The sequence below is a fragment of the Rhodanobacter sp. UC4443_H10 genome (assembly GCF_052978325.1).
Genome location: NZ_CM129668.1, coordinates 1,096,267 through 1,121,549, shown reverse-complemented (window position 1 = coordinate 1,121,549; position 25,283 = coordinate 1,096,267). Strand labels below are relative to the sequence as shown.

The window sequence follows — 25,283 nt, the reverse complement described above, 5'->3', positions numbered from 1 at the left end:
GGCCTCAGAACAGCATCGAGGCCATTCGTCGCCGGTAACGCCCGACCAGCTCGGCGTCGTCCAGCGTGGCGAAGGCAGCGAGCAGGCGCTTCTTCGCCTGGCCGTCGTTCCAGTCGCGGGCCTTTTGCAGGATGGCGAGAAACTGGTCGAGGCCGGCTTCGGCGTCGCCTTCCTGCAGCAGGCGCAGGCCGAGCAGGTCGCGTGCTTCCCAATCTTCCGGGTTGGCCTCGATGCGCTGTTGCAATGTGTCTGCTGCAGGGGCGGCCGCGGCGGCGCGGGCCAGTTCCAGTTCGCTGCGCAGGCGCTGGGCGCGCGCGTCGGTGGCGAGGTTGGCGGGCAGGGCGTCGAGTTCGGCGCTGGCGGCATCGGCCTGGCCTGCACGCATCAGCGCCAGCGCCAGGTCGAGCTTGAGCTCGGCCTTGGCCGGCTCGGCGGCGATCGCCTGCTGGATGCGGTTGATCGCCGCCTCGGGCGTTTCGGCGGGAGCGTCGTCGTCGGCGATGTCGCCCTCGTCGCCTTCGAGGGCCTGCACGTGGCGGCTGAGGAACTCGCGCAGCTGGCGCTCGGGCAGTGCGCCGGCGAAGCCGTCGACGACCTGGCCCTGGCTGACCAGCATCACCGTGGGGATGCTCTTGATGCCGAACATCCCCGCCAGCTCCTGCTGCGCGTCGACATCGACCTTGCCGAGCCGGAACGCGCCGTTGAACTCGGCGGCCAGCTTTTCCAGGATCGGCCCCAGCGATTTGCACGGTTCGCACCATGCGGCCCAGAAGTCGACCAGGATCGGCGTGTCCATCGACGCCTGCAGCACCTCGGTCTCGAAGGTCTGCTGGTCGATGTCGAAGACGTGGCTGGCGCGGGTGGTATCGGTCACGGAAAGCTCCGGCGGCGGGTTGTGGATGCCCAGATCAGGGCGATGCCCAGCATATCAAGCAGCGGACGCGCGGCCTGCGCTCGCGCGCGCATTCACGAAAGATTTGCGAGAATCCCCCGATGGCCACCGCCGTACGAAACACCGATTGCCTGCATGCGCGTTCGTCCGATGCGCTGCTGATCTGCGAACACTGCGACACCGTCTATCGGCGGCGTCCGCTCGCGCGGGGCGAGGTCGCCCGCTGCGTGCGTTGCGGCGCGGAGCTGGATCGCCATCGCGCGCTGTCGGTCAATGCGCTGCTGGCGCTGATCCTCACCGCCATGATCGTGTTCGTGCAGGCCAACATCTGGCCGATCTTCACGCTCGGCCTGAACGGCCAGTTCAGCGCCACCACGCTGTGGGGCATGATCGTCACGATGTGGGAGCAGGGCGCCCAGGTGGTCGCCGTATTGGCGGCGGGCACGCTGTTCTTTTTCCCGATGACGAAGATGATGGTGATGGGCTGGCTGCTGTGGTTCGCCCGCATGGGCCGGCGTGCGCCCGGCTTTGCCCCGCTGATGGTGGCCCTGCACCGGATCGGCCCGTGGACGATGAGCGAAGTGTTCGTGCTGGGTGCGCTGGTGGCGATCGTCAAGGCGCACACCTACTTCGAGGTGGTGGCCGACCCGGGCATCTACGCCTATGGCGCGTTGACGTTGCTGATCACCATTTTCGCCGGCGTGGACATGCGCCAGCTGTGGGAGCAGACGCCGGAGCCGAAGCCGTGAGCGCGCTGCCTCGTGCCGTCGACCTGGGCCTGATCGGCTGCCGCATGTGCGGGCTGGTGTGCCGCAACGTGGCCGGCAACGCGAAGCTCGACGGCGACGGCGTGGGCGACGCGATGGCCTGCCCGCGCTGCGGTTCCACGTTGCGCCGGCGCAAGACCAACAGCTACGCGCGCACCTGGGCGCTGCTGATCGCCGGTTTCATCCTGTACATTCCGGCCAACGTGCTGCCGATCATGCGCACGGCCAGCCTCAACGACGTCGACGACAACACCATCATCAGCGGCGTGGTCGAATTGTGGACGAATGGCTCGGTGGACCTGGCGATCATCGTTTTCCTGGCCAGCATCGTGGTGCCGATGTTGAAGTTTCTCTCGCTGGGCATGCTGTTGGTGAGCAGCCAGCGTGGCAGCGACTGGGCGCGACCGCAGCGGGCCAGGCTGTATCGGCTGGTGGAGTTCATCGGCTACTGGTCGATGCTGGACGTGTTCGTGGTAGCGCTGCTGACGGCGCTGGTGCGCTTCAACGTGCTGAGTCGGGTCGAGCCGCTGCCCGGCGTCATTTTCTTCGGGCTGACCGTGGTGCTCACCATGCTCGCCTCGATGAGTTTCGATCCGCGCTTGATCTGGGATGGCAGGAACACCGATGACTGAAGACACCCGCGTCGAACCCGGTCCGCCCGCGCCCGACGCCCTGCCGCGGCCGGTGGTGGAGCAGCGCCGCTTCAAGGAGTCGCTGATCTGGCTGGTGCCCGCGCTGGCGGCGCTGGTGGGGCTTTCGCTGGTGATCCACAACTGGCTGCAGACCGGCCCGCAGGTCGTGATCAGCCTGCAGAGCGCCGAGGGGCTGGACGCCGGCAAGACGCCGGTCAAATACAAGAACGTGGTGATCGGGCGGGTCAAGAAGATCCGGCTCAGCCCCGACCGCAGCCACGTGCTGGTGTCGGTGGCGCTGGAGAAGAGCGCCGAGGGTTTCGCCACCAAGGGCACGCGCTACTGGGTGGTGCGCCCGCGCATCGGGCTGGGCGGCGTGTCCGGCATCGACACGCTGTTTTCCGGCGCCTTCATCGGCGCCGACGTGGGCGAGTCGGACGAGCAGCAGGAGCACTTCGATGGCCTGGAAGCGCCGCCGGCGGTGCGCCACGGCGAGCTGGGCCGCAGCTTCGTCCTGCACAGCGAGGACCTCGGCTCGCTGGATGTCGGCTCGCCGGTCTATTACCGGCGCATCCAGGTCGGGCGGGTGGCCTCGTACACGCTGGACAAGGACGGCAAGGGCGTGTCGCTGCACGTCTTCATCGACGGCCCGAACGACCGTTTCGTCAGCCGCTCCAGCCGCTTCTGGAATGCCAGCGGGGTGGATCTCTCGCTCGGCGCGAACGGGCTGAAGCTCAATACCCAGTCGATGGCCGCGGTGCTGGCCGGCGGCGTGGCCTTCCAGGACCCGCCCGGTCCCCACGACAGCACGCCGGCACCGGAGGACACCAGCTTCAAACTGTTCGGCGACCGCACCACCGCGATGGCGCCGCCCGACGGCGAGCCGCACTACCTGCGCATGCGCTTCGAACAGTCGGTGCGCGGGCTCGCGGTGGATGCGCCGGTGGAGTTCCTCGGCATCAACATCGGCAAGGTCGTCTCGGTGCGCCTGGACTACGACGAGAAGACGCAGAAATTCCCGGTGCTGGTGGGCGCGGTGGTCTACCCTGAGCGCCTCGGTGCCGCCTACGACAAGCTGGAAGCGATGGCCAGGGCCAACGGCCATGCTCCGGACCTGGCGCGCATGATGGGCGGGTTGATCGCGCACGGGCTACGCGCACAGGCGCGCACCGGCAACCTGCTCACCGGGCAGCTTTACGTGGCGCTGGATTTCGTGCCGCACGCCACCAAGGTCGACTTCGACCCGGCCGCCAAGCCGCTCACCATCCCCACCGCGCCGGGCAGTTTCGACAAACTGCAGGAGCAACTGGCGGAGATCGTCGACAAGCTCGACAAGGTGCCGTTCGACAGCATCGGCAAACATGTCGACCAGGTGCTGGCCGGGCTCGACACCACCTTGAAGCAGGTCAACGGCAAGACCTTGCCGGCCTTCACCGAGACCTTGCACGGCGTGCAGAAAACCATGGGCACCGCCGATGCGGCGCTGTCGGACGATTCGCCGCTGCAACGCAATCTCGGCGCCACGCTGGAGCAGGTACAGCGCATGTCGCGTTCGCTGCGCGTGCTGTCGGATTACCTCAGCGGTCATCCCGAAGCCCTGCTGCGCGGGCGCCGCCCCGACGACCGACCTGCCACGCCGCCCGCACCGGAACCGGCCCCGGCACAGGAGCACAAGCCATGATGCGTAATGCCATCGCGTTGCTGGCGGTCACCGCCGCAGCCTTGCTCGCGGCCTGTGCCTCGGCACCGCTGCACTACTACACCTTGCTGCCCGGATCGGCGGCACCGGTGGCCGAGTCGGCGACCGCGATTGCGTTCGAGGTGCTCACCGTCAACGTGCCGGCGCAGGTCGACCGGCCGCAACTGGTCGTGCGCCAGGGCGGCCAGAGCGTGGCCCTGCTGGAGGGCGAGCGCTGGATCGCGCCGTTGGCCGACGAGGTGCGCGGCGCGCTGGCCGCCGACCTGACTCGCGCCTTGCCGGGCCGTGACGTGGGCGGCATGGCGGCCAGCGGCAAGCCGCTGTTGCAGGTGAGTCTGGACGTGCGCCGCTTCGATTCGCAGCCGGGCGATCACGCGTTGATCGAGGCAGCCTGGCAACTGCGCTGGCGCCACGACGGCAAGCTGGCCACGCAGGCATGCAGCAGCCGCATCCGCGAAGCCGTGGGGCCGGGCTACGACGCCCTGGTGCAGGGCCACCAGCAGGCGCTGGATCAGCTGGCGGAACAGATGGCGGGAGTGGCGCGCGCGCTGGCATCCGGCCAGCCGGCCGCCTGCCCGGAAGGCTGAGTCGGCCGCTCCTGCGTGAATGCCGGAACGGTGCCGGCCTTGGCGGAAACCCCGCGCTGGGCTAGTCTGACCCGTTCACCGCCGCCGGTTCGATCCGGTGCGCACCCACCGCATCATGGCCTTCCGAAATCATGCAGGACAATCAAGCCCCGACCGCTGCCGACACCGACGAAACCGCCTACCGCCCGCAAGCGGTGGAGGCTGCCGCGCAGCAGTACTGGAATGCGCAGCGCGCCTACGAGGTGAAGGAACAGTCCGGCCGGGCCAAGTTCTACTGCCTGTCGATGCTGCCGTACCCGTCCGGCGCGCTGCACATGGGGCATGTGCGCAACTACACCATCGGTGACGTGATCAGCCGCTTCCAGCGCATGCAGGGCAAGAACGTGCTGCAGCCGATGGGCTGGGACGCATTCGGCCTGCCGGCGGAGAACGCCGCGATCAAGCACAAGACCGCGCCGGCCAAGTGGACCTACGCCAACATCGAGCACATGCGCGCGCAGATGCAGGCGATGGGCTACGCGTTCGACTGGTCGCGCGAGTTCGCCACCTGCCGGCCGGACTACTACGTGCACGAGCAGCGCATGTTCACCCGGCTGATGAAGAAGGGCCTGGCCTACCGCAAGAACGCGGTGGTGAACTGGGACCCGGTGGACCAGACCGTGCTGGCCAACGAACAGGTGATCGACGGTTGCGGCTGGCGCACCGGCGCGCTGGTGGAGAAGCGCGAGATCCCGCAGTGGTTCCTGAAGATCACCGACTACGCGCAGGAACTGCTTGACGGCCTGGACGCGCTGCCGGGCTGGCCCGATGCGGTCAAGACCATGCAGCGCAACTGGCTGGGCCGCAGCGAGGGGCTGGAGATCCGCTTCGCGCTGGACGGCGAGGGCGAACCGCTGAGCGTGTTCACCACCCGCCCCGACACGTTGATGGGGGTGACCTTCCTCTCGATCGCCGCCGAGCACCCGCTGGCGCAGCGCGCGGCGCAGGACAATCCGAAGCTGGCCGCCTTCATCGCCGAGCTGAAGCACGGCGGCGTGTCCGAGGCCGAACTGGAGACCCAGGACAAGCGCGGCATGGACACCGGCCTGTGCGCGATCCACCCGATCAGCGGCGAGCGCGTGCCGATCTGGGTGGCCAATTTCGTGCTGATGGGCTACGGCACCGGCGCGGTGATGGCAGTGCCGGGACACGACCAGCGCGACTGGGAATTCGCGCAGAAGTACAGCCTGCCGATCAGGATGGTGATCGTCGACGAGTCGGTGCTCGATGCGCTGAAACAGATCCGCCACGAGCTGGCGCTGGGCGTGGGCAGCGACGCGATGCTGGCCGCGCTGGAAGGCCGCGACATCCATGCGCAGGATGTCTCCGCGCCGCTGCGCGTGGTGCAGGAGTTCGAGCGCCGCATCATGGAGGAGGCGGCCTGGACCGCGCGCGGCACCCTGGTCAATTCCGGCGAGTACGACGGCATGGATTTCGCCCATGCGTTCGACGCGCTGGCCACGCGCTTCGAGCGCGCCGGCTGCGGCGCGCGCCGGGTCAACTGGCGCCTGCGCGACTGGGGCGTGAGCCGCCAGCGCTACTGGGGCTGCCCGATCCCGGTGATCCGCTGCGCGGCGTGCGGCGACGTGCCGGTGCCGGAAGACCAACTGCCGGTGCTGCTGCCCGAGGACGTCGCCTTCTCCGGCGTGCAGTCGCCGATCAAGGCCGACCCGGCCTGGCGCCAGACCACCTGCCCGAATTGCGGCGGCGCCGCCGAGCGCGAGACCGACACCTTCGACACCTTCATGGAGTCGAGCTGGTACTACGCGCGCTACACCTCGCCCGGCGCGGCCACCCAGGTCGACGACCGCGCCAACTACTGGCTGCCCGTGGACCAGTACATCGGCGGCATCGAGCACGCCATCCTGCACCTGCTGTATTTCCGCTTCTATCACAAGCTGCTGCGCGACGAAGGCCTGGTGGCCACCGACGAACCGGCCACCAACCTGCTGTGCCAGGGCATGGTGATCGCCGAGACGTTCTACCGCGAGAACGCCGACGGCTCCAGGGAATGGTTCAACCCGGCCGACGTGGAGGTGCAGCGCGACGACCACGGCCGCGTCACCGGCGCGCGGCTCAAGTCCGACGGACGGCCGGTGCGGATCGGCGGCATCGAGAAGATGTCCAAGTCGAAGAACAACGGCGTCGATCCGCAGTCGATGGTGGCCAAGTACGGTGCCGACACGGTGCGTCTGTTCTCCATGTTCGCCGCGCCGCCGGAGCAGTCGCTGGAGTGGAACGAGGCCGGCGTCGAGGGCATGGCGCGTTTCCTCAAGCGCTTCTGGCGCGAGGTGACCGCCCACGCCGGCGGCCCCGACCATGCGCTGGTGGACCCGGCGGCACTGGATGCCGCGCAGAAGGCCATGCGCCGCCAGTTGCACGAGACCATCCAGAAAGTCAGCGACGACATCGGCCGGCGCCACGCGTTCAACACCGCGATCGCCGCACTGATGGAGCTGCTCAACGCGCTGGGCAAGTTCAACGACGCCAGCGAGCAGGGCCGCGCCGTGCGCCACGAGGCACTGGAGACGATGGTGCTGCTGCTCAATCCGGTGGTGCCGCATGTCTGCCACGCGCTGTGGCAGGTGCTCGGCCACCCGGTCGCGGTGCTGGAGGACCAGCCGTGGCCGCGAGTCGATCCCGTCGCGCTGGTGCGCGACACCGCGACGCTGGCGGTGCAGGTCAACGGCAAGCTGCGCGGTACCATCGAGCTGCCGGTCAACGCCGGCAAGGACGAGGCCGAGGCATTGGCCCGGGCGCAGCCGCAGGTCAGGCAGTTCCTCGAGGGCATGACGGTGCGCAAGGTCATCGTGGTGCCCGGCAAGATCGTCAACATCGTCGCAGGATGACAACCATGGGCTTCATCAACGCGCGTCGGATTCGCCTGCTGTCGCTGCTGCTCGCCGCGCTGGCGCTGACTGCCTGCGGCTTCCATCTGCGTCAGAACGCCAACCTGCCCGCGGCCATGCAGCGGGTGCATCTGGACGCCCACGGCGGCAGCAATTTCCAGCGCCAGCTGACCCTCGCGCTGGAACGCGCCGGCGTTGCCGTCGAAGACGCGCCCGGCCCCGGCATCGCCGAGCTTGCCGTACCCACCGCCGCCTTCAACACCGACACGCTCACCTCCGGTGGCTACGCGCGCATCAGCGAGTTCGCGATCCACTACACGGTCAGGTTCGGCGTCACCGACGCAAGCGGGCAGATCCTGGTGCCGCTGCAGACCATCAACATGTCGCGCGAGTTCAGCTACGACGCCGGCAACACGGTGGGCAGCGCCTCGCAGGTCGAGCAGATCCAGAAGAGCCTCGATGACGACATGGTGCAGGCGATCATGTTCCGCCTGCAGGCCGCCGCCCATTCTCCCGCCGCGGCGTCCAGCGTGCGCTGATGCCGCTCAACCCGAACCAGTGGTCGAAGGCGCTGGCGGCGGATCGACTCGACGCCGTCTACCTGCTGGCCGGCGAGGAACTGCTGGTGCTGGAGGCCGCCGACGCCTTGCGCGCGCAGGCACGGCGACTGGGTTACGGCGAGCGCGAGGTGCTCGAGGTCGGCCAGCATTTCGACTGGGATGACGTCGCCCGCGCCGGCGCCAGCATGTCGCTGTTCGCCAGCCGCCGGCTGATCGACCTGCGCCTGCCGACCGGTCGCCCCGGCATCGAAGGCGCCAAGGCGATCACCGCGTTCTGCGCCGACCCGCCGCCGGACGTCACCTTGCTGATCACCGCGATGGAGTGGAGCAGCAAGCACGACGGCGCCTGGAGCAAGAAGCTCGACGCCAGCCACAGCATGGTGGTGTTCAATGCGCCGCGGCCGCACGAGTGGAACGCCTGGGTCGGTGCGCGGCTGGCTTCCCGCGGACTCAGCGCCAGTGCCGACGCGGTGGCGTTGCTGGCCGAGCGGGTCGAGGGCAACCTGCTGGCGGCGGCGCAGGAGGTCGACAAGCTGGCGGTATTGCATGGTGAAGGCCGCATCGACGCGACCGAGATGGAGAGCCTCGTCGCCGACAGCGCCCGTTACGACGTATTCAAGCTCACCGACGCCGCCTTGTCCGGCGACGGTGCGCGCGCGCTGCGCGTGCTGGCCGGGTTGCGCTCCGAAGGAGACGAGCTGATCGCGCTGATGGGCTGGCTGGTCAACCAGCTGCAGCTGGCGCTGCGTCTGGCCAATGCGCAGAACTTCGCCGCGCAGGCCAAGGCCGAGCGCCTGTGGCAATCGCGCGAGCAGATGTTCCGCCAGGCATTGCGCCGTGCGCCGCGCGAACACTGGCTGCAATGCCTGGCGCGTGCCGCGCGCATCGACCGCATGGCCAAGGGCCGCGAGCAGGGCGATCCGTGGCTGGAAGCCGAACGGCTGATCGCGGCCATTGCCGAGCCGCGCGCCGCGAAGGCGCTCGCGTGAAACCGCTGGCGATTTTTGGCGGCACCTTCGATCCGATCCACCTCGGCCATCTGTGCGTGGCGTGGGAAGCCGCCGAACTGCTCGATGCCGAGGTGCTGATGATGCCGGCGGGGCTGCCGCCGCATCGCCCGCCGCCGATCGCCAGCGCGGCGCAGCGGCTGGCGATGCTGCAGGTGGCGCTGCGCGGCCAATCGCGGCTGATCCCGGATGGGCGCGAGCTGGCCCGCGAGGGCGCGTCCTACACGGTCGACACGTTGGCCGGCTTGCGCGCCGAGCAGGGTGATCGTCCGCTGGTTTTGCTGCTCGGCGCCGACGCGTTCGCCGGCTTGCCCGGCTGGCACGAGTGGCAGCGGCTGTTCGAGCTGGCGCACATTGGCGTGCTCAGCCGTCCGGGTGAACAGGCCCCGCTGCCGGAAGCGTTGCACCGGGAACTCGCCGGCCGCCGGGCGGACGACGCCGCGGCGTTGCGGCTGGCGCCAGCCGGTTGCGTGATCGAGCTGGCGGTCACCCCGCTGGAGATTTCCGCCACCCGCATCCGCCAGTTGCTGGCCGCCGGCCGCGATCCGCGCTACCTGCTGCCGGCGGGGCTGTTCGATTCGGCCGGGCTGCTTGCGCCCTATCGCCGCTGATCCGGCCCCGGATCACATGAATGCATAGTGCACGATGTGGAAGAAGATCGGCGCGGCGAAGGTGACCGAGTCGAGCCGGTCGAGGATGCCGCCGTGGCCCTCGATCATGCTGCCCCAGTCCTTCGCGCCGATGCTGCGCTTGACCGCCGACAGCGCCAGTCCGCCGAGGAAGCCGGCCAGCACGATCACCAGCGACATGCCGGCTGAACCCCAGAACGTGAACGGCGTGATCCACCACAGGCAGGCGCCGATGGCGATGGCCGAAAGGCCGCCGCCGACCAGGCCCTCGACGGTCTTGGACGGACTCACCCGAGGGGCCAGCTTGTGTCGGCCGAACAGCTTGCCGAACACGTACTGCAGCACGTCGCTGATCTGCACCACCAGCAGCAGGTACAGCATCAGCAGCAGGCTCTGCCCCTGATAGCCGGGAATGTGCAGCAGCAGTACCGCTGGCGCGTAGCTCACGCAGTACACCGTGAGCATCAGTCCCCACTGGATCTTGGTGGTGCGCTCCAGGAAATTCTCGGTATCGCCGCTGAGCGCGGTGATCGCCGGCAACAGCAGGAAGCCGTACACCGGAATGCAGATCGCGAACAGCCCGTACCAGTCGATGCCGATCAGCCAGTACTGCAGCGGTATCGCCACATAGAAACACAGCACCAGCGGCAGGTGATCGCCGCGGCGGGTCGGCGTGAGCGTGGCGAACTCGCGCAGCGCGAAGAACGAGGCCAGCGCAAAGAACACCAGGGTGGCGACGCGGCCCAGCACGAAGCAGGCGCACAGCAGCGCGACCATCCACCACCAGGCGCGGATGCGGGCGTTGAGGTTGTCGATCACCTCGCGCTTGTCCGGCGCCGCCCGCCGTCCCAGCCAGCCACCGATCGCGCTGGCCAGCAGCAACAGCGCCAGGATGCCGCCCATCACCCACCAGAACTTCTGCTGTGCCGTCATGCCAGTGCCACCACCGCCGCGTGGGCGCGCCTGAGGAAATCGTCCTTGTCTTCGTTCGCCCGCAATCGCATGGTTTCGCCGAAGCGCACCACGCAGGTCAGCGGCACCGGCAGCAGGCTGCCCTTGGGCATGCTCCGGTGCAGCGAATCCAGGTAGACCGGCACCAGCTCTGCCTGCGGGTAATCGCGCGCCAGATGGAACAGCCCGGCCTTGAACGGTTGCGGCAGCGGCTGCTGGCTGCGCGTGCCCTCCGGGAAAATGATCAGCGACTCGCCAGTATCCAGCGCGTCGCGCAGCGGCTGCAGCGGATCGCCCTCGCAGCGACTGCGGTCGCGCTCGATGTAGACGGCGCGAAAACCGTGGTCGGCGATGAAACCGCGGATGCCGCCCCGGCCCCAGTAATCACGCGCCGCCACCGGACGCGTGAGGGCGCGCAAGCTCGGCGGCAGGGCTGACCACAGGGCCAGTGCATCGAGGTGGCTGGCGTGGTTGGCGAAGTAGATCCGCTGCGCAGGCGAAGGTTCGCAGCCGATCCAGCGCGCGTGCGCGCCCACCAGCAGCCGCACCAGGCCGACGAGGACGTGCGAGGTAATCATGCGCCGTCTTCAGTGCGTAGCCGCAGGGCAATCGCGCGACTGCGCGTGATGCAGGTCAGCGCCGCGCCTGCGGCGATCACCAGCGCGCCGCCCAGCAGCAGTTCGCGACTCCATGCGGGCAGCAGCGCGGCAAGCAGCAACGTCGCCACCAGCAGCCACATGCGGTGCGGCTTGGCCATCGGCCCGCGAAAGTCCTGCACCAGCCCCAGCGAACCGCCCAGCACCCGCACATAGGCGGTGAGCGCGGCCAGCAGGGCGCACAGCCAGCCCAGCCACGGCAGCCCGGCGGCGTAGCCGAGAGCGACCAGGAACAGCGAATCGGCCAGCCGGTCCGGTATCTCGTTGAACAGCGCGCCGGCCGGCGAACCCTTGCCACCCTCGACCGCGACCATGCCGTCGAACATGTTGCAAAGCAGCCGCAGCACGATGGCTGCCGCGCACAGCAATTTGCCGAACGGGTCGGCCAGCACCAGCAGGGCGGCAGCACCCGACAATGCGAACACCACGCTGACGCAGGAGATCTGGTTGGGCGTGATCGAGGTGCGTACCAGCGCGCGGGTGACGGCTTTCGCCCAGGCACTGCTGCGCGCGGCGATGGGTCGTCGATCGGTTTCCTTCATGCCGGCCTCGTGTTCATCCATGGTCGCGCCCCGCGCGCGAATCGAGCTTGCAGTGTATCAATCGCCGATGCCGTGGGCGCAAGCCCCGCCGCGTTGTGGGCCTCCGCTGCAAAGTCCGATCGATTCGGCATTTCCCCGGCCTGCGCGTTGCGCATCGCGCCGAAGGCACCGTACATTCCATGACGTTTGCAGACCGAGGCAGGAGAGCCCGATGCATCGACGGAAGCCCATGCGCCACGGCGCACTTCCCTTGCTGGCGATTGCCGCCGCCCTGATGACAGGATGCCACCCCGCCATGACCACCCAGTCCACGAAGATCCAGCCGCCGCCGGAGACGCTTGCGGTGCCGTTGCGGTTTGCAAAGCACAGTTTCGGGGCTTATTGCTACAACGCGACAGGCTGCCACGTTATCTACGACAACTTCGATCACACCGGGTCTGGATCCGAGCGGGATCCCGAGGTGGTTTCCGGGCCGCCGCCCGCGGGGGACTACCAAGCCAATCTGGATGCGTCGTACCTGGGCATCGACAACTTTCCGGCACCTGCAGAAGTGCGTTGGAAGTCATTGGATGGCATTCCGCATGAGGCCAAGGTGGACATGGCTGCAATCTTCAAGAATCAGTTGATCTGGCACAAAGTGCCCAAGGCGGACATGGCTGATTTCTTCCGTGGCCCCGTGGCTGGCGAACCCGGAATTATTCTGGTGGTAAACGACCGCACCATCGACGTCTACATGAAGATGCTTGTTCCCACCAGGACGGAGCAGATACCGGGGAACAAGTACAGCAGCGCGCGCGACGATCTGTTTCTGGTCTGGACGCGCACCTATTGATCGAGGGGCAAGGGAATGAGCCAGGAGGACAGGCTGGACAAGGACGGTATTCTCGATGATGGCGTGCCGTACTATGCGGCGGACGCACAGCGGCTGCAAAGTTACGTCGACGCTGCCGCTGCGTTGTCGAGGTTCCAGGCTCCGGTGTTGGTGCACGAATGCAACCCTCACGAGCATTTGTTCCTGGCGGCGTTCGACGGTACCGGTAACGATGTTTTCAAGGACCCACAGCATGCGACCAATGTGGCCAGGATCAACGCGCAAGTCGATATGTTGGCCAAACAGGGAAACAAGCAAATTGCGGCTGGTTATGTTCCGGGCCCAGGCACGCAGGATCATTATCTTGGGCGCACGCTGGATGGCATCAACGGCAATACCTACGACGAACGCATCGAGCAGGTGTACAAGCAGCTCATCGACAAGGCTTGGCAGTGGAAGCAGAAGGATCCCGAGGCTGAAATCCGCGTGGCCGATATTGGTTTCAGCCGCGGCTCGGAACAAGCTGCCGGGTTCGCGCGATTGGTTCATGAGCGGGGCATTCAAGACCCTTCAGGTGCGATCTATATCCGCGACCGGCACGGCCAGATAACCCACGTCGAATACGGCAGGCCTCCCCTGGTCGCCCCCGGCCAGGTGGCACAGGTGGTGGGCCTGTTCGATCCGGTAGGTACCGGCGAGCCGGTGCGCGAACACGACCGGCGCCTGCCGCCGTCGGTGATTTTCGGATTCCAGATCATTTCCGCGGACGAGCGGCGCGGGTTGTTCAAGTCCGATCGCATCATCGATCCGGGCATGACGCCGGATGGTCGCTTCCTGGGCGTGATCGTGGCCGGGGTGCATTCGGACGTCGGGGGCAGCTATCACCGGGATGGCCTGGCCATCCGCAGCGAGAACCTGATGAGCGATTACCTCAACGCCCTCAGCGATCAGCCGTTCCTCACGCTGCAGGCGGTACCCGGCGACCCGCGCCTGAACGTGGTGCATCGATCGGAGGACGGCATGCTGATCTATCGACTCGGCCGCGAGGTCGACCGACTCCGTCCCGAGGGCTACAACGAGCTGCTGGTGCCAAAGCACGAAGCTGGCAAGGTGAGCGATCCGTACAACGCCGAGCCCCGCGACGAAGTGCTGAGCCGGCAGTTTGAACGGCAGCCGGTGCAGGCAGGGGCCCGGACGGTAACGCCCGAGTCGGCATGGAAGACGCCAGCCGACGATTTGTCGGCACGGCTCGACCGCCTGCTGGCGGCCGGACAGGCAAACGACTGGGCGACGTTCAGCCGCGAAAACCGCACGCTGGCCGATGGTGACGCTGGCCGCCGGCTGCTCGAGCGCGCCGCGATGCAGGCGGGCTGGCTGGAGCAGCACGCGGCGCAGCAGCAGGCGATGCCCGCGCCACCGCGGCTGCAACCCGTTCCGGAACCCGTGCTGCAGCGCTGAACACGATCGATTGGCATCAAGGAGCGACACCATGCAAGAGGACGAATTGACCGCCTTGATCGACAAGACCGCGACGCTGATGGTGCATTACGAGCGCCGCGGCGCCGCCATCGACTCGCGCCTGCAAGCTCTGGCCGATGCGCTGCAGGGACTGGCGCTGCAACTGCCGGCGGTAGTCAAGACCTCTGCCGATGGTGCGTTGCAGACTTTGCCGGCCGAGATGAGTTCGCTGATGCGCGAGGGCCTTGGCTCGTCGATCGGCGATTATCGCCAGCGTCTGGATTCGGCGAGCGGCGATGTGGAAAAGACTGCACAGGCGCTGGCCGGACAGATCGGTCACCTGCAACGGCTGCATCGCCAGTTGATATGGAAAACCCTCGGCGCCGTCGTGCTGGCGTTCGCCTTGTTGCTGGCCGGCAGCGTGTGGTTGTCGACGCATTACACCCGCGTGATTCGCGAGAACCAGCTTTCCGCCGAGTTGCTGAAAGCCTACAACGGCGCCGACGTGACCTTGTGCGACAGCGGCACGCTGTGCGCGAACGTGGACACCCGCGGCGCGCGCCATGGCGAGCGGCGGCAATATCTGCCGGTCAAGCCACGCTGAGAGCTTGTGAGTTTTTCAACTTCTCGGGCCGGCCACCGATGGCTGCGACGCCCCTTGTGAGCTCGCTCGTGGGCGATGCTCTCGCTCTTGCAGATACCGAATCCGGACCCCGAAAGCATCGCTCGCGGGCGGGTTCACGCGAAAGAGGGGCGCTGGCTTACGGCGTGTCTTTCAGCTGACCCTGCACTTCGTTGATCGAGTCGCGGATGCGCTTGGAGAACACCGAGTCGTCGTGGTGGATCAGCAGCAGGTGTTCGGTGGCGCGGGTCATCGCGACGTAGAGCAGGCGCGCCTCGTCGGCTTCGGCCTGGCCTTCCTTGGGCAGGCCGCCGATGCCGGGGATGATGACGAAGGGAAACTCCAGGCCTTTGCTGGAGTGCATGGTCACCAGCTTCACGCTGTCCTCGACCACGAACAGGGCCTGCTTGCCGGCGTTGTCGGCGAGGCGGCTGGGGATGCCGAGCTGCCTGAGTGCTTCGTGCAGCCTTTCGCCTTCCCACTGGTTGCGGTAGATCACCGCCATGTCGGAATACGGGCGGCCATGTGCATGCTCGTCGCGCAGCCGGGCGATCAGCACATCCATCTGCGCGCGGGCGGTCTCGGTGCGCACCAGCTCGGGCACGGCGCCGCGGCGGCCGGCGCTTTCCGGCGCGATCAGCGGTACGCCGTCATCGTCGTCGCTGCGCGAGGCAAGCAGGTCCTGGGCGAACGCGCGGGCGACCGAGAGGATTTCCAGCGTGTTGCGATAGTTGAGCTTGAGGATGGTGGTGCGGCCCTGCGCCTGCACGCCAAGGCTCTTCCAGCTGATCTTGCGGCGGTCGGCATGGCCGTAGATGTTCTGCGCGTCGTCGTACAGCACCAGCAGCGAGTTGGTGGCCGGGTCGATCATCTGCACGATCAGCTTGTACCAGTCCGGCTCGAAGTCGTGACCCTCGTCGACCAGCACGGCGCCGTATTGGGCGCGCGGGATCTGCCCGCGATCGACGCCCGAGATCACCGCCGGCGGCAACGCCTCGACGAAGGCTTTGCCGCTGCCTGGCGGCAGCGGCTCGTTGTAGGCCACAAGCATCTTCCGGCACCACTTGTGGAAGTTGTAGACCTGCACTTTTTCGCCGAGACCGCGCTCGCCGATCAGTTGTTCCAGCCGCGCGGCCAGCGTCTTGTTGTAGCAGAGCACCAGGATCGGCTTGGACATCTCGCGCGCCAGCTGCATCGCGCGGAAGCCGAGGATCATCGTCTTGCCGGAACCGGCCACGCCGTGGATGATCCGGTGCTCGCCGCCGATCGAGCGTGCCAGTTGCTCCTGCTGGGCGTCCATCACCTTGACCAGGTCGGGGATTTCCAGCGGCCGCACCGCGGCATCGGTGGGCCCGAACAGGCCGAACTGGCCGCTGCCGGCTTCCACGCGCAATTCGGGGAACAGGTGCCAGCGCACGCGGTCGATCTGCGGCAGGGTCAGCGCCACCGGATACACCTGCGGGAACATCGCCCACAGCTGCTGCTGGAACGCCTCGGCGTCGACCGTCTCGTACAACTCGTCGCGACAGATCACCAGGTGCTCGGGCAGTACCTCGCCCAGGCCGCCCTCGTCGAACTGCTTGCGGGTGATGTTGGCCAGCACCACGCCCCAGCCCCACGGCATGATCAGCTTGCCGGCGTGGCGTGAGCCTTGCGGGTGGCGCAGCGCCGGGTCGCGCTCCAGCACCACGCCGATCTCCAGCGCATATGCGCGCGCCTGCAGCAGCGGGTTGTTCTCCTTCACCAGGCCGCGCTCGGTGACCAGGGTGAACTGGGTGCTGTCGGCGTGGCGGATGGTGTCGGCCTTCCAGTCCTTCACCTCCAGCACCAGCAGGCCGCGGCGCGGGTGGAACACCACGAAGTCCGGATGGCGCTGCTTGAGCCCGACCGGCACGTCGTACCAGAGCAGGTAGTCGTCCTCCAGCTTCTGTTCCAGCCGTTCGGAGACACGCTTCTCGCCGCCGGTCATGCGCGGCAGGCAGCTGTTGCGGGTTGGGATGAGTGTTGCCACAGGCGCCCCTGGCTGACGTCACCGGGTGACGTTAGCCGATAGGGTGGCGCTGTCAATGCTGATTGACGGCGTGGAGCTGCGTCCAGTGCGACAACTGCTCCGGCGCCACGTCCACCCGCCGACACGCGCGGCTGGCGATGCCGTCCTGCAGGGCGGCGCGGAACACCGGCGCGATCGACCACAGCGCACGCGCGGCCAGTCGCGCCTGGCGCTGTTGCCGAGGCGTGTGGCCGAGCGCCGCGAGCGCCCAATCCGGCAGCAGGGCATGACCGGCACGCAGGAACAGGTCGCGCGACAGCGCGGCCGCCGGCACCGGCAGCCGCACCCGCGCGAGCAGGCCGAGCACGATGCGGGAGCGTTCGGTAAAGGCCAGTTCGGGCTGGATGCGGCGGAAATAATCCATGGTCTCGCGTTCGGACGCCGGCACGTCGCGCGCGCCAAGCGCCTCGGCGATCCGCCGCACCTCGTCGTAGTAGCGGTCGGCAGCACCGGGCGGCATCGCGATGTGGCTGTAGCGGCGGTAGCCCTGCAAAAAGCAGTACGCCTCGCTGACGTGGACCCAGGTCAGCAGGTCGGGATCGTCGGCGCTGTATGGCCGTCCGCCTTCGCCGTGCCCGGTGACGTGGCCGTGGATCATCCGCACGTGCGCGATCGTCGCCTCGGCCTGCGCACGCGGCGCATAGGTGGTGCCCCCGACGAAGGCCGTGGTGCGACGCAGCCGTCCGATCAGGTCGCCGCGGAAATTGGAATGGTCCCAGACTCCGGCCAGCGCCAGCGGGTGCAGCGTCTGCAGGGTCAGCGCGGCGAGGCCGCCGGCCAGCATGCCGGGGAAATCCGAGTGCACGCGCCAGGTGGCGCTGTGCGGCCCGAACAGGCCCGGATCGCCGTGCGGATGGTCGTAGTCGGGGCCGTCGGAGCCGGCGCGCGGGAAGGCGCGCAGCACCCAGTGGCGGATCGGTTGGCGCAGCACGTCGATGGGCGAGGGCATGCCTGCAGTCTATCGCCTGGACGCGAAGGTTTGATTTGGACGTCCATTGTGTTATCAATGGCGCCATGTCCTCCATCACCGCCCGCCTGTATTTCTGGTTTTACGGCTACCCGAAGCCAACGGCGGCGGCGCGGACGCGATCGTTTTGAACTGATCGAAAAACCACACCGAACCGCCAATCCATGGCGGTTTTTTTTTGGCCGCCACCTGAATATCCCCAGGAGAGCCGCCATGCACGCCACCGACGACCTGCGCATCCGCGCCATCACCCCCCTCGGCACGCCGGCCGAGATCATGCGCGACTGCGCCGCCGGCGACGCCGCGATGGCCACCGTGGATGCCGCGCGCCGCGCCATGCACGGCATGCTTTGCGGCAGCGACGACCGCCTCGCCGTGGTGATCGGCCCGTGCTCGATCCACGACCCCCGCGCGGCGCTGGAGTACGCCGCACGGTTGGCGCCGCTGCGCCGCGAACTGGGCGACGCGCTGGAGATCGTGATGCGGGTGTATTTCGAGAAGCCGCGCACCACCGTCGGCTGGAAGGGGCTGATCAACGACCCCGACCTCGACGGCAGCTTTCGCATCGACAAGGGGCTGCGCCTTGCCCGCGGCCTGCTGCGTGACATCAACACGCTGGGTGTGCCGGCCGGCACCGAGTTCCTCGACATGATCACGCCGCAATACATCGCTGACCTGGTGGCGTGGGGCGCGATCGGCGCGCGCACCACCGAGAGCCAGGTGCACCGCGAGCTGGCTTCGGGGCTGTCCTGCCCGGTCGGCTTCAAGAACGGCACCGACGGCAACGTGAAGATCGCGGTGGACGCGGTGCAGGCCGCGTCGCAGCCGCACCATTTCATGGCGGTGACCAAGGACGGCCGGGCCGCCGTGGCCAGCACCAGCGGCAACGGCGACTGCCACGTGATCCTGCGCGGCGGCAAGGCGCCCAACTTCGACGCAGCCAGCGTCGAGGCCGCCTGTGCGGCGATCGACAAGGCCGGCCTGCGCCCGCAGGTGATGATCGATGCCAGCCACGCCAACAGCGGCAAGAACCCGGAGAACCAGCCGCGGGTGATCGAAGACCTCGCCGTGCGCATCGCCGCCGGCGAAACGCGCATCCTCGGCGTGATGGTGGAAAGCCACCTGCTCGGCGGTCGGCAGGAGCTGCAGCCCGGCCAGCCGCTGCGCTACGGCCAGAGCATCACCGACGGCTGCCTCGGCTGGGAGGATTCCGTGCAGGTGCTGCAGCGGCTGGCGCGGGCAGTGCGGCAGCGCCGCCGCACTGTTGCCGCGCTTCCGGCGGAAGCCGCCGCCTGAGTCAGCCGAGCAGGCGCGCGTCCAGCGTGATCTCGGCCTTCAGCACCTTGGATACCGGGCAGCCCAGCTTGGTCGCCTCGGCGATCCGGGCGAACGTGTCCGCGTCGGCGCCGGGCACCTTCGCCTCGCAGCTGAGGTGCACCGCCGTGATCGTGAAACCGTCGCCGTCCTTCTCCAGCGTCACCACCGCCTTGGTGTCGATGCCGGTGGCGGTGAGCCCGGCGTTGCCCAGGCCCAGCGACAGCGCCATCGAGTAGCAGCCGGCATGTGCTGCGCCGATGAGTTCCTCCGGGTTCGTGCCGGGGCCATCCTCGAACCGCGACTTGAAGCCGTAGGGCGCCTCGCGCAGCACGCCGGTCTCGGTCGAGATCGTGCCCTGGCCGTCCTTGATGCCGCCGGACCAGTGGGCGAATGCGGATTTCTTCATCGGGGTTCTCCTGTGCGGACAAGCACCCATGCTGCACGAAGCTTCATGCAGCCGGCGCGAATGAAGCGGGCATTTCGGTTCACATGCGGTTGCCCCTCGCGCGCCGTATGCTCGCGGTTTGCCCGACCGTCAGGAGCACCCATGCCACTGTCCATCCAGCACGATCGCAAGGCGCACCGCTTCCACACCGAGGTGGATGGCGCGCACTGCGTGCTCGACTACAGCCTGGCCGGCACCGTGATGACGATCACCCACACTGGCGTGCCGCCCGAGGTGGGCGGTCGCGGCATCGCCTCGGCGCTGGTGCAGGCGGCGATGGAGGCTGCGCGTGCGGAAGGCTGGCAGGTGGTGCCGGCATGCTCCTATGCTGCCGCGTGGGTGCAGCGGCATCCCGAATATCACGACCTGCTCGGCTAACTCCTGACGCGGAGGCATGCATGGGAAAACCCTCGGCACTGCCGGAGCCGACTCCAGTCCGGCCGCGTGGCTGGCGGCCGTGGCGTTTCGTGGCGGGGCGCCCGTGGCTGATCCTGTCGCTGGTCCTTTTCGTGGCGTCGGTCGCGGTGCTGTCGTGGGGATTCGGTCTGCGCCTGGCCAGCGCGGTGCTGCTCGGTTTCGACCTGGCCGCGGTGGTCTACCTCGGCATCCTGGCCAGGCTGTTCAACCACGCCACGCCCAGCCACATGCGGCGCCAGGCGCAGGCGCTGGATACCGGGCGCTGGGGCGTGCTGTGGGGCGGCGTGCTGCTGTCGGCGGTGGTGCTGGCGGCGCTGGGTGACGAACTGCACGCGGCCAGGAGCGGCGGGGTGCCGGAGCTGGCCGTCGGCGTGCTCAGCGTGGTGCTGAGCTGGCTGTTCCTCAGCGTGATGTTCGCGGTGCATTACGCCCACGGCTACTACGGCAACTTCGGCGACAAGCATGCCGGCCTGGAGTTTCCCGACACGCCGAAACCCGACTACTGGGATTTCGCCTATTTCTCGATCGTCATCGGCATGACCTTCCAGGTCTCCGACGTGCAGATCACCAGCCCCTACCTGCGCCGCGTGGTGCTGCTGCACAGCGTGATCGCGTTTTTCTTCAACGTGTTCATCATCGCGATCACGGTGAATATCGTGGCCGGGCAGGGGAGCTGATCGGGCCGGGCAACCCGGCCTCGGTTCGCGGCAAAGGGAGCGTGGAGCGGCATGACCGCTTCATCCCTTCTTGCCTTTTCCCCGGGGAATGACCGATGAACGCGCGCCTTTGCCTTTGCCCTTGTCGCCAGCAAGGCGTTTGCCCTGGACGCGATGGCTGCCAGCTCCGGCAGCGCGATGCCGCACGATGCCATGAAGCGCGGATCGATGAAGCACGACGCGATGAAGCAGAACGCCATGAAGGGGGATGCGATGAGGAAGGAGGCGATCGGCTTCGGCGGCTGACCGGCTTCAGTTGCCTGCGGCGGCGGTGGATACTGGGATCATTTCCGCCGCAGGCCATCATGCATGAGCGCGTCGTTCGCCAGCCGGCTCGGCATCGAGCATCCGTTGATCCAGGCACCGATGGCCGGGTCGACGTCGCCCGCGCTGGTGGCCGCGGTATCGAACGCCGGGGCGCTGGGTTCGCTCGGTGCCGGCTACCTGGAGCCGCAGGCGATCCTGGACCAGGCGGCGCAGATCCGCGCGCTGGGCGATCGGCCGTATGCGATCGGCCTGTTCGTGCTGCCGGACGAGTTCGAGGCCGACATGGCAGCGGTGGCCAGGGCGCGCGAACAGCTCGACGCGCTGATGGCGCGCGAAGGGCTCGACGTGCGCACCCGCGTGCCGGCGCGCTGGGCGCCACGTTTCTCCGAACAGTTCGCCGCGCTGTGCGAGGCGCGTCCCGCGGTGGCGAGTTTCGCGTTCGGGGTGATCGATCCGGCCCAGCGGCGCGAATTGCGCCGACGCGACATCGTCGTGATCGGTACGGCCACCACGGTCGCCGAGGCGCGTGCCTGGGCCGATGCCGGTGCCGACGCCGTGTCGCTGCAGGGCGCCGAGGCAGGCGGTCACCGCGGCACCTTCCTGCATGAGCCCGAGGACGCCATGATCGGCCTGTTCGCCCTGCTGCCGCTGGCCGCGCGCGCGGTGAACATCCCGGTGATCGCCGCCGGCGGCATCATGGACGGCCGCGGCATGCTGGCGGCGGAAGTGCTCGGCGCGGCGGCCAGCCAGCTCGGCACCGCCTTCCTCGCCTGTCCGGAATGTCCGGCGGCGGAGGCCTGGAAGCAGGACTTGCCACGGGTCGAGGAGCATCAGGTCGCCACCATCCGCAGCTTCTCCGGCCGCGCCGCCCGTGGCCTGCGCAACCGTTTCGTCGAGGCGATGCCGCAGGCGGCGCAGGGCCTGCCGTATCCGGTGCTGAACGCGCTCACCGCGCCGCTGCGTCGCGCCGCGGCGGCGGCCGGGCGTGGCGACCTGCTGTCCGAGTGGTGCGGCCAGGCCGCCGCCATGGTGCGCCCGCAACCGGCCGCCGAACTGGTGGCGCGGCTGATGCACGAGTACCGGATGGCGAAAAGGTCGCTCGCACATTGATGGCCGCGGCCTGGGCGGCCGGCTTGACTTGCCGTCACGGCTGGGCGGTTATACTGCGCCCGCGCCATTTTGCGCGGCGATCCTGCATCGAGGCCCACCCTTTTGAGCACAGCTCGTAGCACCCCGGCCGTCACCACGGCCACCCTGCGCAAGTGCGTCATCGACGCGCTCGAAGAACTGAAAGCCAAGGACATCCGCGAGATCGACGTCCGCGGCAAGACCTCCATCGCCGACCTGCTGGTGATCGCCTCCGGCACCTCCGCCCGCCACGTCAAATCCATTGCCGACGAAGTCGGCAAATTCGCCAAGAAGGCCGGCGTGATGCCGCTGGGCGTGGAAGGCGAGACCGAGGGCGAATGGGTACTGGTCGACCTGGGCGACGTGATCGTCCACGTGATGCTGCCCCGCATCCGCGAGTTCTACGGCCTGGAGCGGCTGTGGACGGTGGGTGACCACGGGCACGAAGCCGACGCCGCGCAAGCCGGCTGAATTTCGTGTGGGGTGCGTCGCAGGAGTGGCCCCTCACCTCAGTCCTCTCCCCGCAGGGGAGAGGAAGCGAACGCGGCGCTGCGCGCGTGTCATTTCATGAGAGCGGACCATGCGCGCGCGCCTGATCGCGGTCGGTGAACGCATGCCCGGGTGGGTGGCGGAAGGCTTCGCCGAATACCGCAAGCGGCTCTCGCACGAACTGCCGCTGGAGCTGGTCGAACTGAAGCCCGGCCTGCGCGGCAAGGGCCGCGACGATGCGCGGGCGATCCAGGACGAGGGCGCCGCGCTACTCGCCGCCTTGCCGCACGACGCCCACGCGATCGCACTTGATGGCCGCGGCAAGGCCTGGTCGAGCGAGGACCTGGCCGAACAGCTGGCGGCATGGCGCACGGGCGGGCGCGATCTCGCCTTCCTGATCGGCGGTCCCGACGGTCATGCGCCCGAAGTCCTGGCGCGCGCCGACCAGCGCTGGTCGCTGGGCCCGCTGACCCTGCCGCACATGCTGGTGCGGCTGGTGCTGGCCGAGCAACTGTATCGCGCGTGCAAGATCGCGGCGGGGCATCCGTATCACCGGGGGTGAAGGTGGGGCCTCCTGCCCGGTCGTTTCGCCCGACCCTTTCGTCGTTCTCCCTGGGCATGGCGTGGTGAGCCCTTCGACTCCGCTGGGCTGCGCTCAGGGCGAACGGAGTTTGCGGCTGGGCGAAGTACCCGTCACGGATTGATGGATGCATGCAACATCGCGTTGCGGGCCCGGGCGAGCTATGGTTTTCCGAATCCCGAATCCCGAATCCCGAATCCCGAATCCCCGCCATGCCAACCCACATCCAGCTCGCCACGATGGCAGACCTCGACACCCTGGTGCCGTTGTTCGATGGCTATCGCCAGTTTTACCGCCAGTCGCCCGACCTCCCGCGGGCGCGGGCGTTTCTCGCCGAGCGCATCGAGCGCGGCGAATCGCTGATCCTGCTGGCGCGCGACGATGACGGCACGGGGTTGGGTTTCACCCAGCTGTACCCGCTGTTCTCGTCGGTGCGCGCGGTGCGCACATGGCTGCTCAACGACTTGTTCGTGGCCCGGTCGGCGCGCCGACGCGGGGTGGCGGGTGCGTTGTTGCGGGTGGCGGCCGAGCAGGCGCGCGAACGGGGTGCGGCGAGCCTGTCGCTGTCCACGGCGCTGGACAATGCGCCGGCGCAGGCCTTGTACGAATCACTGGGCTGGCGGCGCGAATCGGGCTTCTGCGAGTACAGCCTGGGGCTGTGAGACGGCTATGCTGCCGGGATCGTCACGCCGGAACTGTCCATGCTTCATCTCGCTTCCCAGTCGCCGCGTCGGCGGCAGTTGCTGCAGCAGCTCGGCGTCGAGTTCGCCGTCATTGATGTCGAGGTGGTGGAGTGTCGCGACGCGGCGGAGTCGCCGCTGGCCTACGTGCAGCGGGTGGCGCACGACAAGGCGCGTGCGGGGCTGGCATCGCTCGGCGCTGATGCCGCCGACGCGGTGGTGCTGGGTGCCGACACCGAGGTGGTGCTCGACGGCGAGGTGTTCGGCAAGCCGCGCGATGCGCGGGATGCGGCGGCGATGCTGGGCCGGCTGGCCGGACGCACGCATGAGGTCATCTCGGCGCTGTGGCTGGTGGCGAACCGGCGCGAGCTGGCGGCGGTCAGCGTGTCGCAGGTGCGCTTTGCGGCGCTGGATGCGGCGGCCATCGCCGCCTACGTCGACACCGGCGAGCCATTCGGCAAGGCGGGTGGCTACGCGATCCAGGGCCGTGGCGCGGCCCTGGTCGAACACCTCGCCGGCAGCTATTCCGGCGTGATGGGGCTGCCCTTGTTCGAGACCGCACAGGCGCTGCGCAAGTTTGCGGATTGATCGCGGGTCAGCCTGCGTGAGCCGCCAGGAACCACGCCGCCGTGGCCAGTGCGTTGTTCGCCGCGTGTGCCATCACGCCGGGCCAGATCGAGCCCGAACGCAGGCGCAGCCAGGCCAGCGCCATCGCCAGCAGCCACAGGGCGGGCAGCGCGAACACCTGCCAGTTGAGCCCGGGCAGGTGGGCAGTCGCAAATATCACTGAACTCAGCACCGCGGCGCCGAACCGACCCCAACGCGGCTGCAGCGAAGACAGAAGCACGCCGCGGAACAGCAGCTCTTCCACCAGCGGCCCCAGGCTCGCCACCATCAGCATCAGAGGAATGCGCCAGCCCAGCGGCGTGTTCTCGCCCAGTTGCTGGATGTTCTGGGTGACCGGGTGGCCTTGCGCCAGCCAGTGCGTCAGCCAGCCGCCGAGCACGGGTGCGAGCAGGCCGATGACCACCGCCAGCGCGAGAAAGCCCAGCCGCGACGGGCGCACGAAGCCGAAACCCGGCGGCTGCGCCAGCGACCACAGCCGCGGCGAGCGCCGCCACACCAGCCACAGGATCGTGGCTGCCGCCAGGCCCAGCGTCAGCATCACCAGCAGCGCCTGCATGCCGGGCGGCTGCAGGGTTTCGCGGATGCGCACGGTGAAATCGGCCACGCCGTGCCAGTCGTGCAGGTGGCCGGTGGCGATGGCCAGCAGGACCACCAGCACGCTGCTGCCGGCTGCCTGCAGGGCGAAATAAAGCACGATCCAGCCCAGTGCCATCCACGGTCCGGGGGCCGTCGGCGCAGCGGTGGTGGCGGGGCGGATGTCGATGATCGAGGTTCCTTCAGCTGCGGCGAGTGACGAGCCGCGCCGCAGCGGCACGGCGTTCCTGGCAGCACGCTAGTCCGTGGCCGCGCTCCCGCGCAATCGGCCATCCGACACGGTCGCTACCGGCCGCATGGCGTAA

Annotated in this window: 27 protein-coding genes and 1 pseudogene; 20 read left to right on the top strand and 8 right to left on the bottom strand. The window is 68.3% G+C overall.

The annotated features are described in order from the left end of the window. Positions 1–4 precede the first annotated feature (4 nt). Positions 5–874, bottom strand: a complete 870-nt coding sequence (gene trxA / locus ACVCMB_RS05325; protein ID WP_447100115.1) for a thioredoxin — start codon at positions 872–874, stop codon at positions 5–7. A 119-nt stretch (positions 875–993) separates the two neighbouring features. Here trxA and ACVCMB_RS05320 point away from each other — a divergent pair, with 119 nt between their 5' ends. From ACVCMB_RS05320 to nadD, 8 genes are all read left to right on the top strand, one after another. Then, a complete protein-coding gene (locus ACVCMB_RS05320) occupies positions 994–1,641 on the top strand; it encodes a paraquat-inducible protein A (protein ID WP_395119276.1) in 648 nt (215 codons plus the stop codon). Next, entirely contained in the window at positions 1,638–2,291 is a 654-nt protein-coding gene (locus ACVCMB_RS05315) for a paraquat-inducible protein A (protein WP_395119275.1), read from the top strand. Before ACVCMB_RS05320 ends, ACVCMB_RS05315 begins: the two co-directional genes overlap by 4 nt. Then, entirely contained in the window at positions 2,284–3,972 is a 1,689-nt protein-coding gene (locus ACVCMB_RS05310) for a PqiB family protein (RefSeq protein ID WP_447098600.1), read from the top strand. Before ACVCMB_RS05315 ends, ACVCMB_RS05310 begins: the two co-directional genes overlap by 8 nt. After that, positions 3,969–4,577 (top strand): PqiC family protein, encoded by a 609-nt coding sequence (locus ACVCMB_RS05305; RefSeq protein WP_447106339.1) that lies wholly within the window; start codon positions 3,969–3,971, stop codon positions 4,575–4,577. The genes ACVCMB_RS05310 and ACVCMB_RS05305 overlap by 4 nt, the downstream gene beginning before the upstream one ends. 131 nt (positions 4,578–4,708) lie before the next feature. Continuing rightward, a complete protein-coding gene (leuS, locus tag ACVCMB_RS05300; RefSeq protein ID WP_447106338.1) occupies positions 4,709–7,465 on the top strand; it encodes a leucine--tRNA ligase in 2,757 nt (918 codons plus the stop codon). Between the two features lie 5 nt (positions 7,466–7,470). Further along, positions 7,471–8,004: an LPS-assembly lipoprotein LptE gene (locus tag ACVCMB_RS05295; protein ID WP_395119271.1), complete on the top strand. Its 534-nt coding sequence runs from the start codon at positions 7,471–7,473 to the stop codon at positions 8,002–8,004. Then, positions 8,004–9,014, top strand: coding sequence for a DNA polymerase III subunit delta (gene holA, locus ACVCMB_RS05290; protein WP_447106337.1), 1,011 nt, complete (start codon positions 8,004–8,006; stop codon positions 9,012–9,014). Before ACVCMB_RS05295 ends, holA begins: the two co-directional genes overlap by 1 nt. Further along, the gene (nadD, locus tag ACVCMB_RS05285; protein ID WP_395119269.1) at positions 9,011–9,643 is read left to right on the top strand and encodes a nicotinate-nucleotide adenylyltransferase; all 633 of its coding nucleotides are present in this window, start codon (positions 9,011–9,013) and stop codon (positions 9,641–9,643) included. Before holA ends, nadD begins: the two co-directional genes overlap by 4 nt. Positions 9,644–9,655: 12 nt before the next feature. Here nadD and ACVCMB_RS05280 read toward each other — a convergent pair whose 3' ends face one another. From ACVCMB_RS05280 to ACVCMB_RS05270, 3 genes are read right to left on the bottom strand one after another with little or no spacing between them, the layout of a single operon-like run. Beyond that, positions 9,656–10,594, bottom strand: a complete 939-nt coding sequence (locus ACVCMB_RS05280) for a phosphatidate cytidylyltransferase (protein WP_447106336.1) — start codon at positions 10,592–10,594, stop codon at positions 9,656–9,658. Then, the gene (locus tag ACVCMB_RS05275) at positions 10,591–11,190 is read right to left on the bottom strand and encodes a lysophospholipid acyltransferase family protein (RefSeq protein ID WP_395119267.1); all 600 of its coding nucleotides are present in this window, start codon (positions 11,188–11,190) and stop codon (positions 10,591–10,593) included. The genes ACVCMB_RS05280 and ACVCMB_RS05275 overlap by 4 nt, the downstream gene beginning before the upstream one ends. Next, entirely contained in the window at positions 11,187–11,831 is a 645-nt protein-coding gene (locus ACVCMB_RS05270; protein ID WP_447106335.1) for a CDP-alcohol phosphatidyltransferase family protein, read from the bottom strand. The genes ACVCMB_RS05275 and ACVCMB_RS05270 overlap by 4 nt, the downstream gene beginning before the upstream one ends. Before the next feature lie 208 nt (positions 11,832–12,039). On the opposite strand from ACVCMB_RS05270, the gene ACVCMB_RS05265 reads away from it, so the two are divergent. Genes ACVCMB_RS05265 through ACVCMB_RS05255 form a run of 3 tightly spaced genes read left to right on the top strand, consistent with a single transcriptional unit; the run spans position 12,040 to position 14,683 of the window. Further along, the gene (locus tag ACVCMB_RS05265; protein WP_395119265.1) at positions 12,040–12,642 is read left to right on the top strand and encodes a hypothetical protein; all 603 of its coding nucleotides are present in this window, start codon (positions 12,040–12,042) and stop codon (positions 12,640–12,642) included. A gap of 15 nt (positions 12,643–12,657) precedes the next feature. Continuing rightward, positions 12,658–14,079: a T6SS phospholipase effector Tle1-like catalytic domain-containing protein gene (locus tag ACVCMB_RS05260; RefSeq protein ID WP_447106334.1), complete on the top strand. Its 1,422-nt coding sequence runs from the start codon at positions 12,658–12,660 to the stop codon at positions 14,077–14,079. 31 nt (positions 14,080–14,110) lie between these two features. After that, positions 14,111–14,683 carry a relaxation protein gene (locus ACVCMB_RS05255; protein WP_447106333.1) on the top strand — a complete coding sequence of 191 codons (573 nt, stop codon included), beginning with the start codon at positions 14,111–14,113 and terminating at the stop codon, positions 14,681–14,683. A gap of 157 nt (positions 14,684–14,840) precedes the next feature. Here ACVCMB_RS05255 and ACVCMB_RS05250 read toward each other — a convergent pair whose 3' ends face one another. Both ACVCMB_RS05250 and ACVCMB_RS05245 read right to left on the bottom strand, forming a co-directional pair. Then, positions 14,841–16,712, bottom strand: coding sequence for a 3'-5' exonuclease (locus ACVCMB_RS05250; RefSeq protein WP_447106332.1), 1,872 nt, complete (start codon positions 16,710–16,712; stop codon positions 14,841–14,843). Positions 16,713–16,764: 52 nt separating this feature from the next. After that, positions 16,765–17,700, bottom strand: a complete 936-nt coding sequence (locus ACVCMB_RS05245; protein WP_447106331.1) for an oxygenase MpaB family protein — start codon at positions 17,698–17,700, stop codon at positions 16,765–16,767. Between the two features lie 231 nt (positions 17,701–17,931). On the opposite strand from ACVCMB_RS05245, the gene ACVCMB_RS05240 reads away from it, so the two are divergent. Then, positions 17,932–19,014 carry a 3-deoxy-7-phosphoheptulonate synthase gene (locus ACVCMB_RS05240; protein WP_395119260.1) on the top strand — a complete coding sequence of 361 codons (1,083 nt, stop codon included), beginning with the start codon at positions 17,932–17,934 and terminating at the stop codon, positions 19,012–19,014. Between the two features lies 1 nt (position 19,015). On the opposite strand, the gene ACVCMB_RS05235 is transcribed toward ACVCMB_RS05240, so the two are convergent. Then, a complete protein-coding gene (locus ACVCMB_RS05235) occupies positions 19,016–19,441 on the bottom strand; it encodes an OsmC family protein (RefSeq protein ID WP_395119259.1) in 426 nt (141 codons plus the stop codon). Positions 19,442–19,582: 141 nt separating this feature from the next. Between ACVCMB_RS05235 and ACVCMB_RS05230 the strand changes: the two genes are divergently transcribed. From ACVCMB_RS05230 to ACVCMB_RS05195, 8 genes and pseudogenes are all read left to right on the top strand, one after another. Next, positions 19,583–19,858 carry a GNAT family N-acetyltransferase gene (locus ACVCMB_RS05230; RefSeq protein WP_395119258.1) on the top strand — a complete coding sequence of 92 codons (276 nt, stop codon included), beginning with the start codon at positions 19,583–19,585 and terminating at the stop codon, positions 19,856–19,858. 20 nt (positions 19,859–19,878) lie between these two features. Next, positions 19,879–20,574 (top strand): DUF1345 domain-containing protein, encoded by a 696-nt coding sequence (locus ACVCMB_RS05225; RefSeq protein WP_447106330.1) that lies wholly within the window; start codon positions 19,879–19,881, stop codon positions 20,572–20,574. A gap of 120 nt (positions 20,575–20,694) precedes the next feature. Beyond that, a pseudogene (locus ACVCMB_RS05220) lies at positions 20,695–20,859 on the top strand (pentapeptide MXKDX repeat protein); the annotation flags it as partial. Positions 20,860–20,922: 63 nt separating this feature from the next. After that, the gene (locus ACVCMB_RS05215; protein ID WP_395119255.1) at positions 20,923–21,990 is read left to right on the top strand and encodes an NAD(P)H-dependent flavin oxidoreductase; all 1,068 of its coding nucleotides are present in this window, start codon (positions 20,923–20,925) and stop codon (positions 21,988–21,990) included. A 102-nt stretch (positions 21,991–22,092) separates the two neighbouring features. After that, positions 22,093–22,479: a ribosome silencing factor gene (rsfS, locus tag ACVCMB_RS05210; RefSeq protein ID WP_395119254.1), complete on the top strand. Its 387-nt coding sequence runs from the start codon at positions 22,093–22,095 to the stop codon at positions 22,477–22,479. Between the two features lie 109 nt (positions 22,480–22,588). Continuing rightward, on the top strand, positions 22,589–23,059 hold the full coding sequence (gene rlmH, locus ACVCMB_RS05205) for a 23S rRNA (pseudouridine(1915)-N(3))-methyltransferase RlmH (RefSeq protein ID WP_447106328.1): 471 nt from the start codon (positions 22,589–22,591) through the stop codon (positions 23,057–23,059). A gap of 230 nt (positions 23,060–23,289) precedes the next feature. Further along, positions 23,290–23,739, top strand: coding sequence for a GNAT family N-acetyltransferase (locus tag ACVCMB_RS05200; protein WP_395119252.1), 450 nt, complete (start codon positions 23,290–23,292; stop codon positions 23,737–23,739). Between the two features lie 39 nt (positions 23,740–23,778). Next, on the top strand, positions 23,779–24,345 hold the full coding sequence (locus tag ACVCMB_RS05195) for a Maf family protein (RefSeq protein ID WP_395119251.1): 567 nt from the start codon (positions 23,779–23,781) through the stop codon (positions 24,343–24,345). 7 nt (positions 24,346–24,352) lie between these two features. Here ACVCMB_RS05195 and ACVCMB_RS05190 read toward each other — a convergent pair whose 3' ends face one another. Beyond that, positions 24,353–25,096 (bottom strand): CPBP family intramembrane glutamic endopeptidase, encoded by a 744-nt coding sequence (locus ACVCMB_RS05190; protein ID WP_447106327.1) that lies wholly within the window; start codon positions 25,094–25,096, stop codon positions 24,353–24,355. Positions 25,097–25,283 lie beyond the last annotated feature (187 nt).

Coding starts and splice junctions, on each gene's coding strand:
- ACVCMB_RS05320 (WP_395119276.1), top strand. CDS start 994: ATGGCCACCGCCGTACGAAACACCGATTGCCTGCATGCGCGTTCGTCC.
- ACVCMB_RS05310 (WP_447098600.1), top strand. CDS start 2,284: ATGACTGAAGACACCCGCGTCGAACCCGGTCCGCCCGCGCCCGACGCC.
- ACVCMB_RS05305 (WP_447106339.1), top strand. CDS start 3,969: ATGATGCGTAATGCCATCGCGTTGCTGGCGGTCACCGCCGCAGCCTTG.
- leuS (WP_447106338.1), top strand. CDS start 4,709: ATGCAGGACAATCAAGCCCCGACCGCTGCCGACACCGACGAAACCGCC.
- ACVCMB_RS05295 (WP_395119271.1), top strand. CDS start 7,471: ATGGGCTTCATCAACGCGCGTCGGATTCGCCTGCTGTCGCTGCTGCTC.
- holA (WP_447106337.1), top strand. CDS start 8,004: ATGCCGCTCAACCCGAACCAGTGGTCGAAGGCGCTGGCGGCGGATCGA.
- ACVCMB_RS05280 (WP_447106336.1), bottom strand. CDS start 10,594: ATGACGGCACAGCAGAAGTTCTGGTGGGTGATGGGCGGCATCCTGGCG.
- ACVCMB_RS05275 (WP_395119267.1), bottom strand. CDS start 11,190: ATGATTACCTCGCACGTCCTCGTCGGCCTGGTGCGGCTGCTGGTGGGC.
- ACVCMB_RS05270 (WP_447106335.1), bottom strand. CDS start 11,831: ATGGATGAACACGAGGCCGGCATGAAGGAAACCGATCGACGACCCATC.
- ACVCMB_RS05265 (WP_395119265.1), top strand. CDS start 12,040: ATGCGCCACGGCGCACTTCCCTTGCTGGCGATTGCCGCCGCCCTGATG.
- ACVCMB_RS05260 (WP_447106334.1), top strand. CDS start 12,658: ATGAGCCAGGAGGACAGGCTGGACAAGGACGGTATTCTCGATGATGGC.
- ACVCMB_RS05255 (WP_447106333.1), top strand. CDS start 14,111: ATGCAAGAGGACGAATTGACCGCCTTGATCGACAAGACCGCGACGCTG.
- ACVCMB_RS05245 (WP_447106331.1), bottom strand. CDS start 17,700: ATGCCCTCGCCCATCGACGTGCTGCGCCAACCGATCCGCCACTGGGTG.
- ACVCMB_RS05240 (WP_395119260.1), top strand. CDS start 17,932: ATGCACGCCACCGACGACCTGCGCATCCGCGCCATCACCCCCCTCGGC.
- ACVCMB_RS05235 (WP_395119259.1), bottom strand. CDS start 19,441: ATGAAGAAATCCGCATTCGCCCACTGGTCCGGCGGCATCAAGGACGGC.
- ACVCMB_RS05230 (WP_395119258.1), top strand. CDS start 19,583: ATGCCACTGTCCATCCAGCACGATCGCAAGGCGCACCGCTTCCACACC.
- ACVCMB_RS05225 (WP_447106330.1), top strand. CDS start 19,879: ATGGGAAAACCCTCGGCACTGCCGGAGCCGACTCCAGTCCGGCCGCGT.
- ACVCMB_RS05215 (WP_395119255.1), top strand. CDS start 20,923: ATGAGCGCGTCGTTCGCCAGCCGGCTCGGCATCGAGCATCCGTTGATC.
- rlmH (WP_447106328.1), top strand. CDS start 22,589: ATGCGCGCGCGCCTGATCGCGGTCGGTGAACGCATGCCCGGGTGGGTG.
- ACVCMB_RS05200 (WP_395119252.1), top strand. CDS start 23,290: ATGCCAACCCACATCCAGCTCGCCACGATGGCAGACCTCGACACCCTG.
- ACVCMB_RS05195 (WP_395119251.1), top strand. CDS start 23,779: ATGCTTCATCTCGCTTCCCAGTCGCCGCGTCGGCGGCAGTTGCTGCAG.
- ACVCMB_RS05190 (WP_447106327.1), bottom strand. CDS start 25,096: ATGGCACTGGGCTGGATCGTGCTTTATTTCGCCCTGCAGGCAGCCGGC.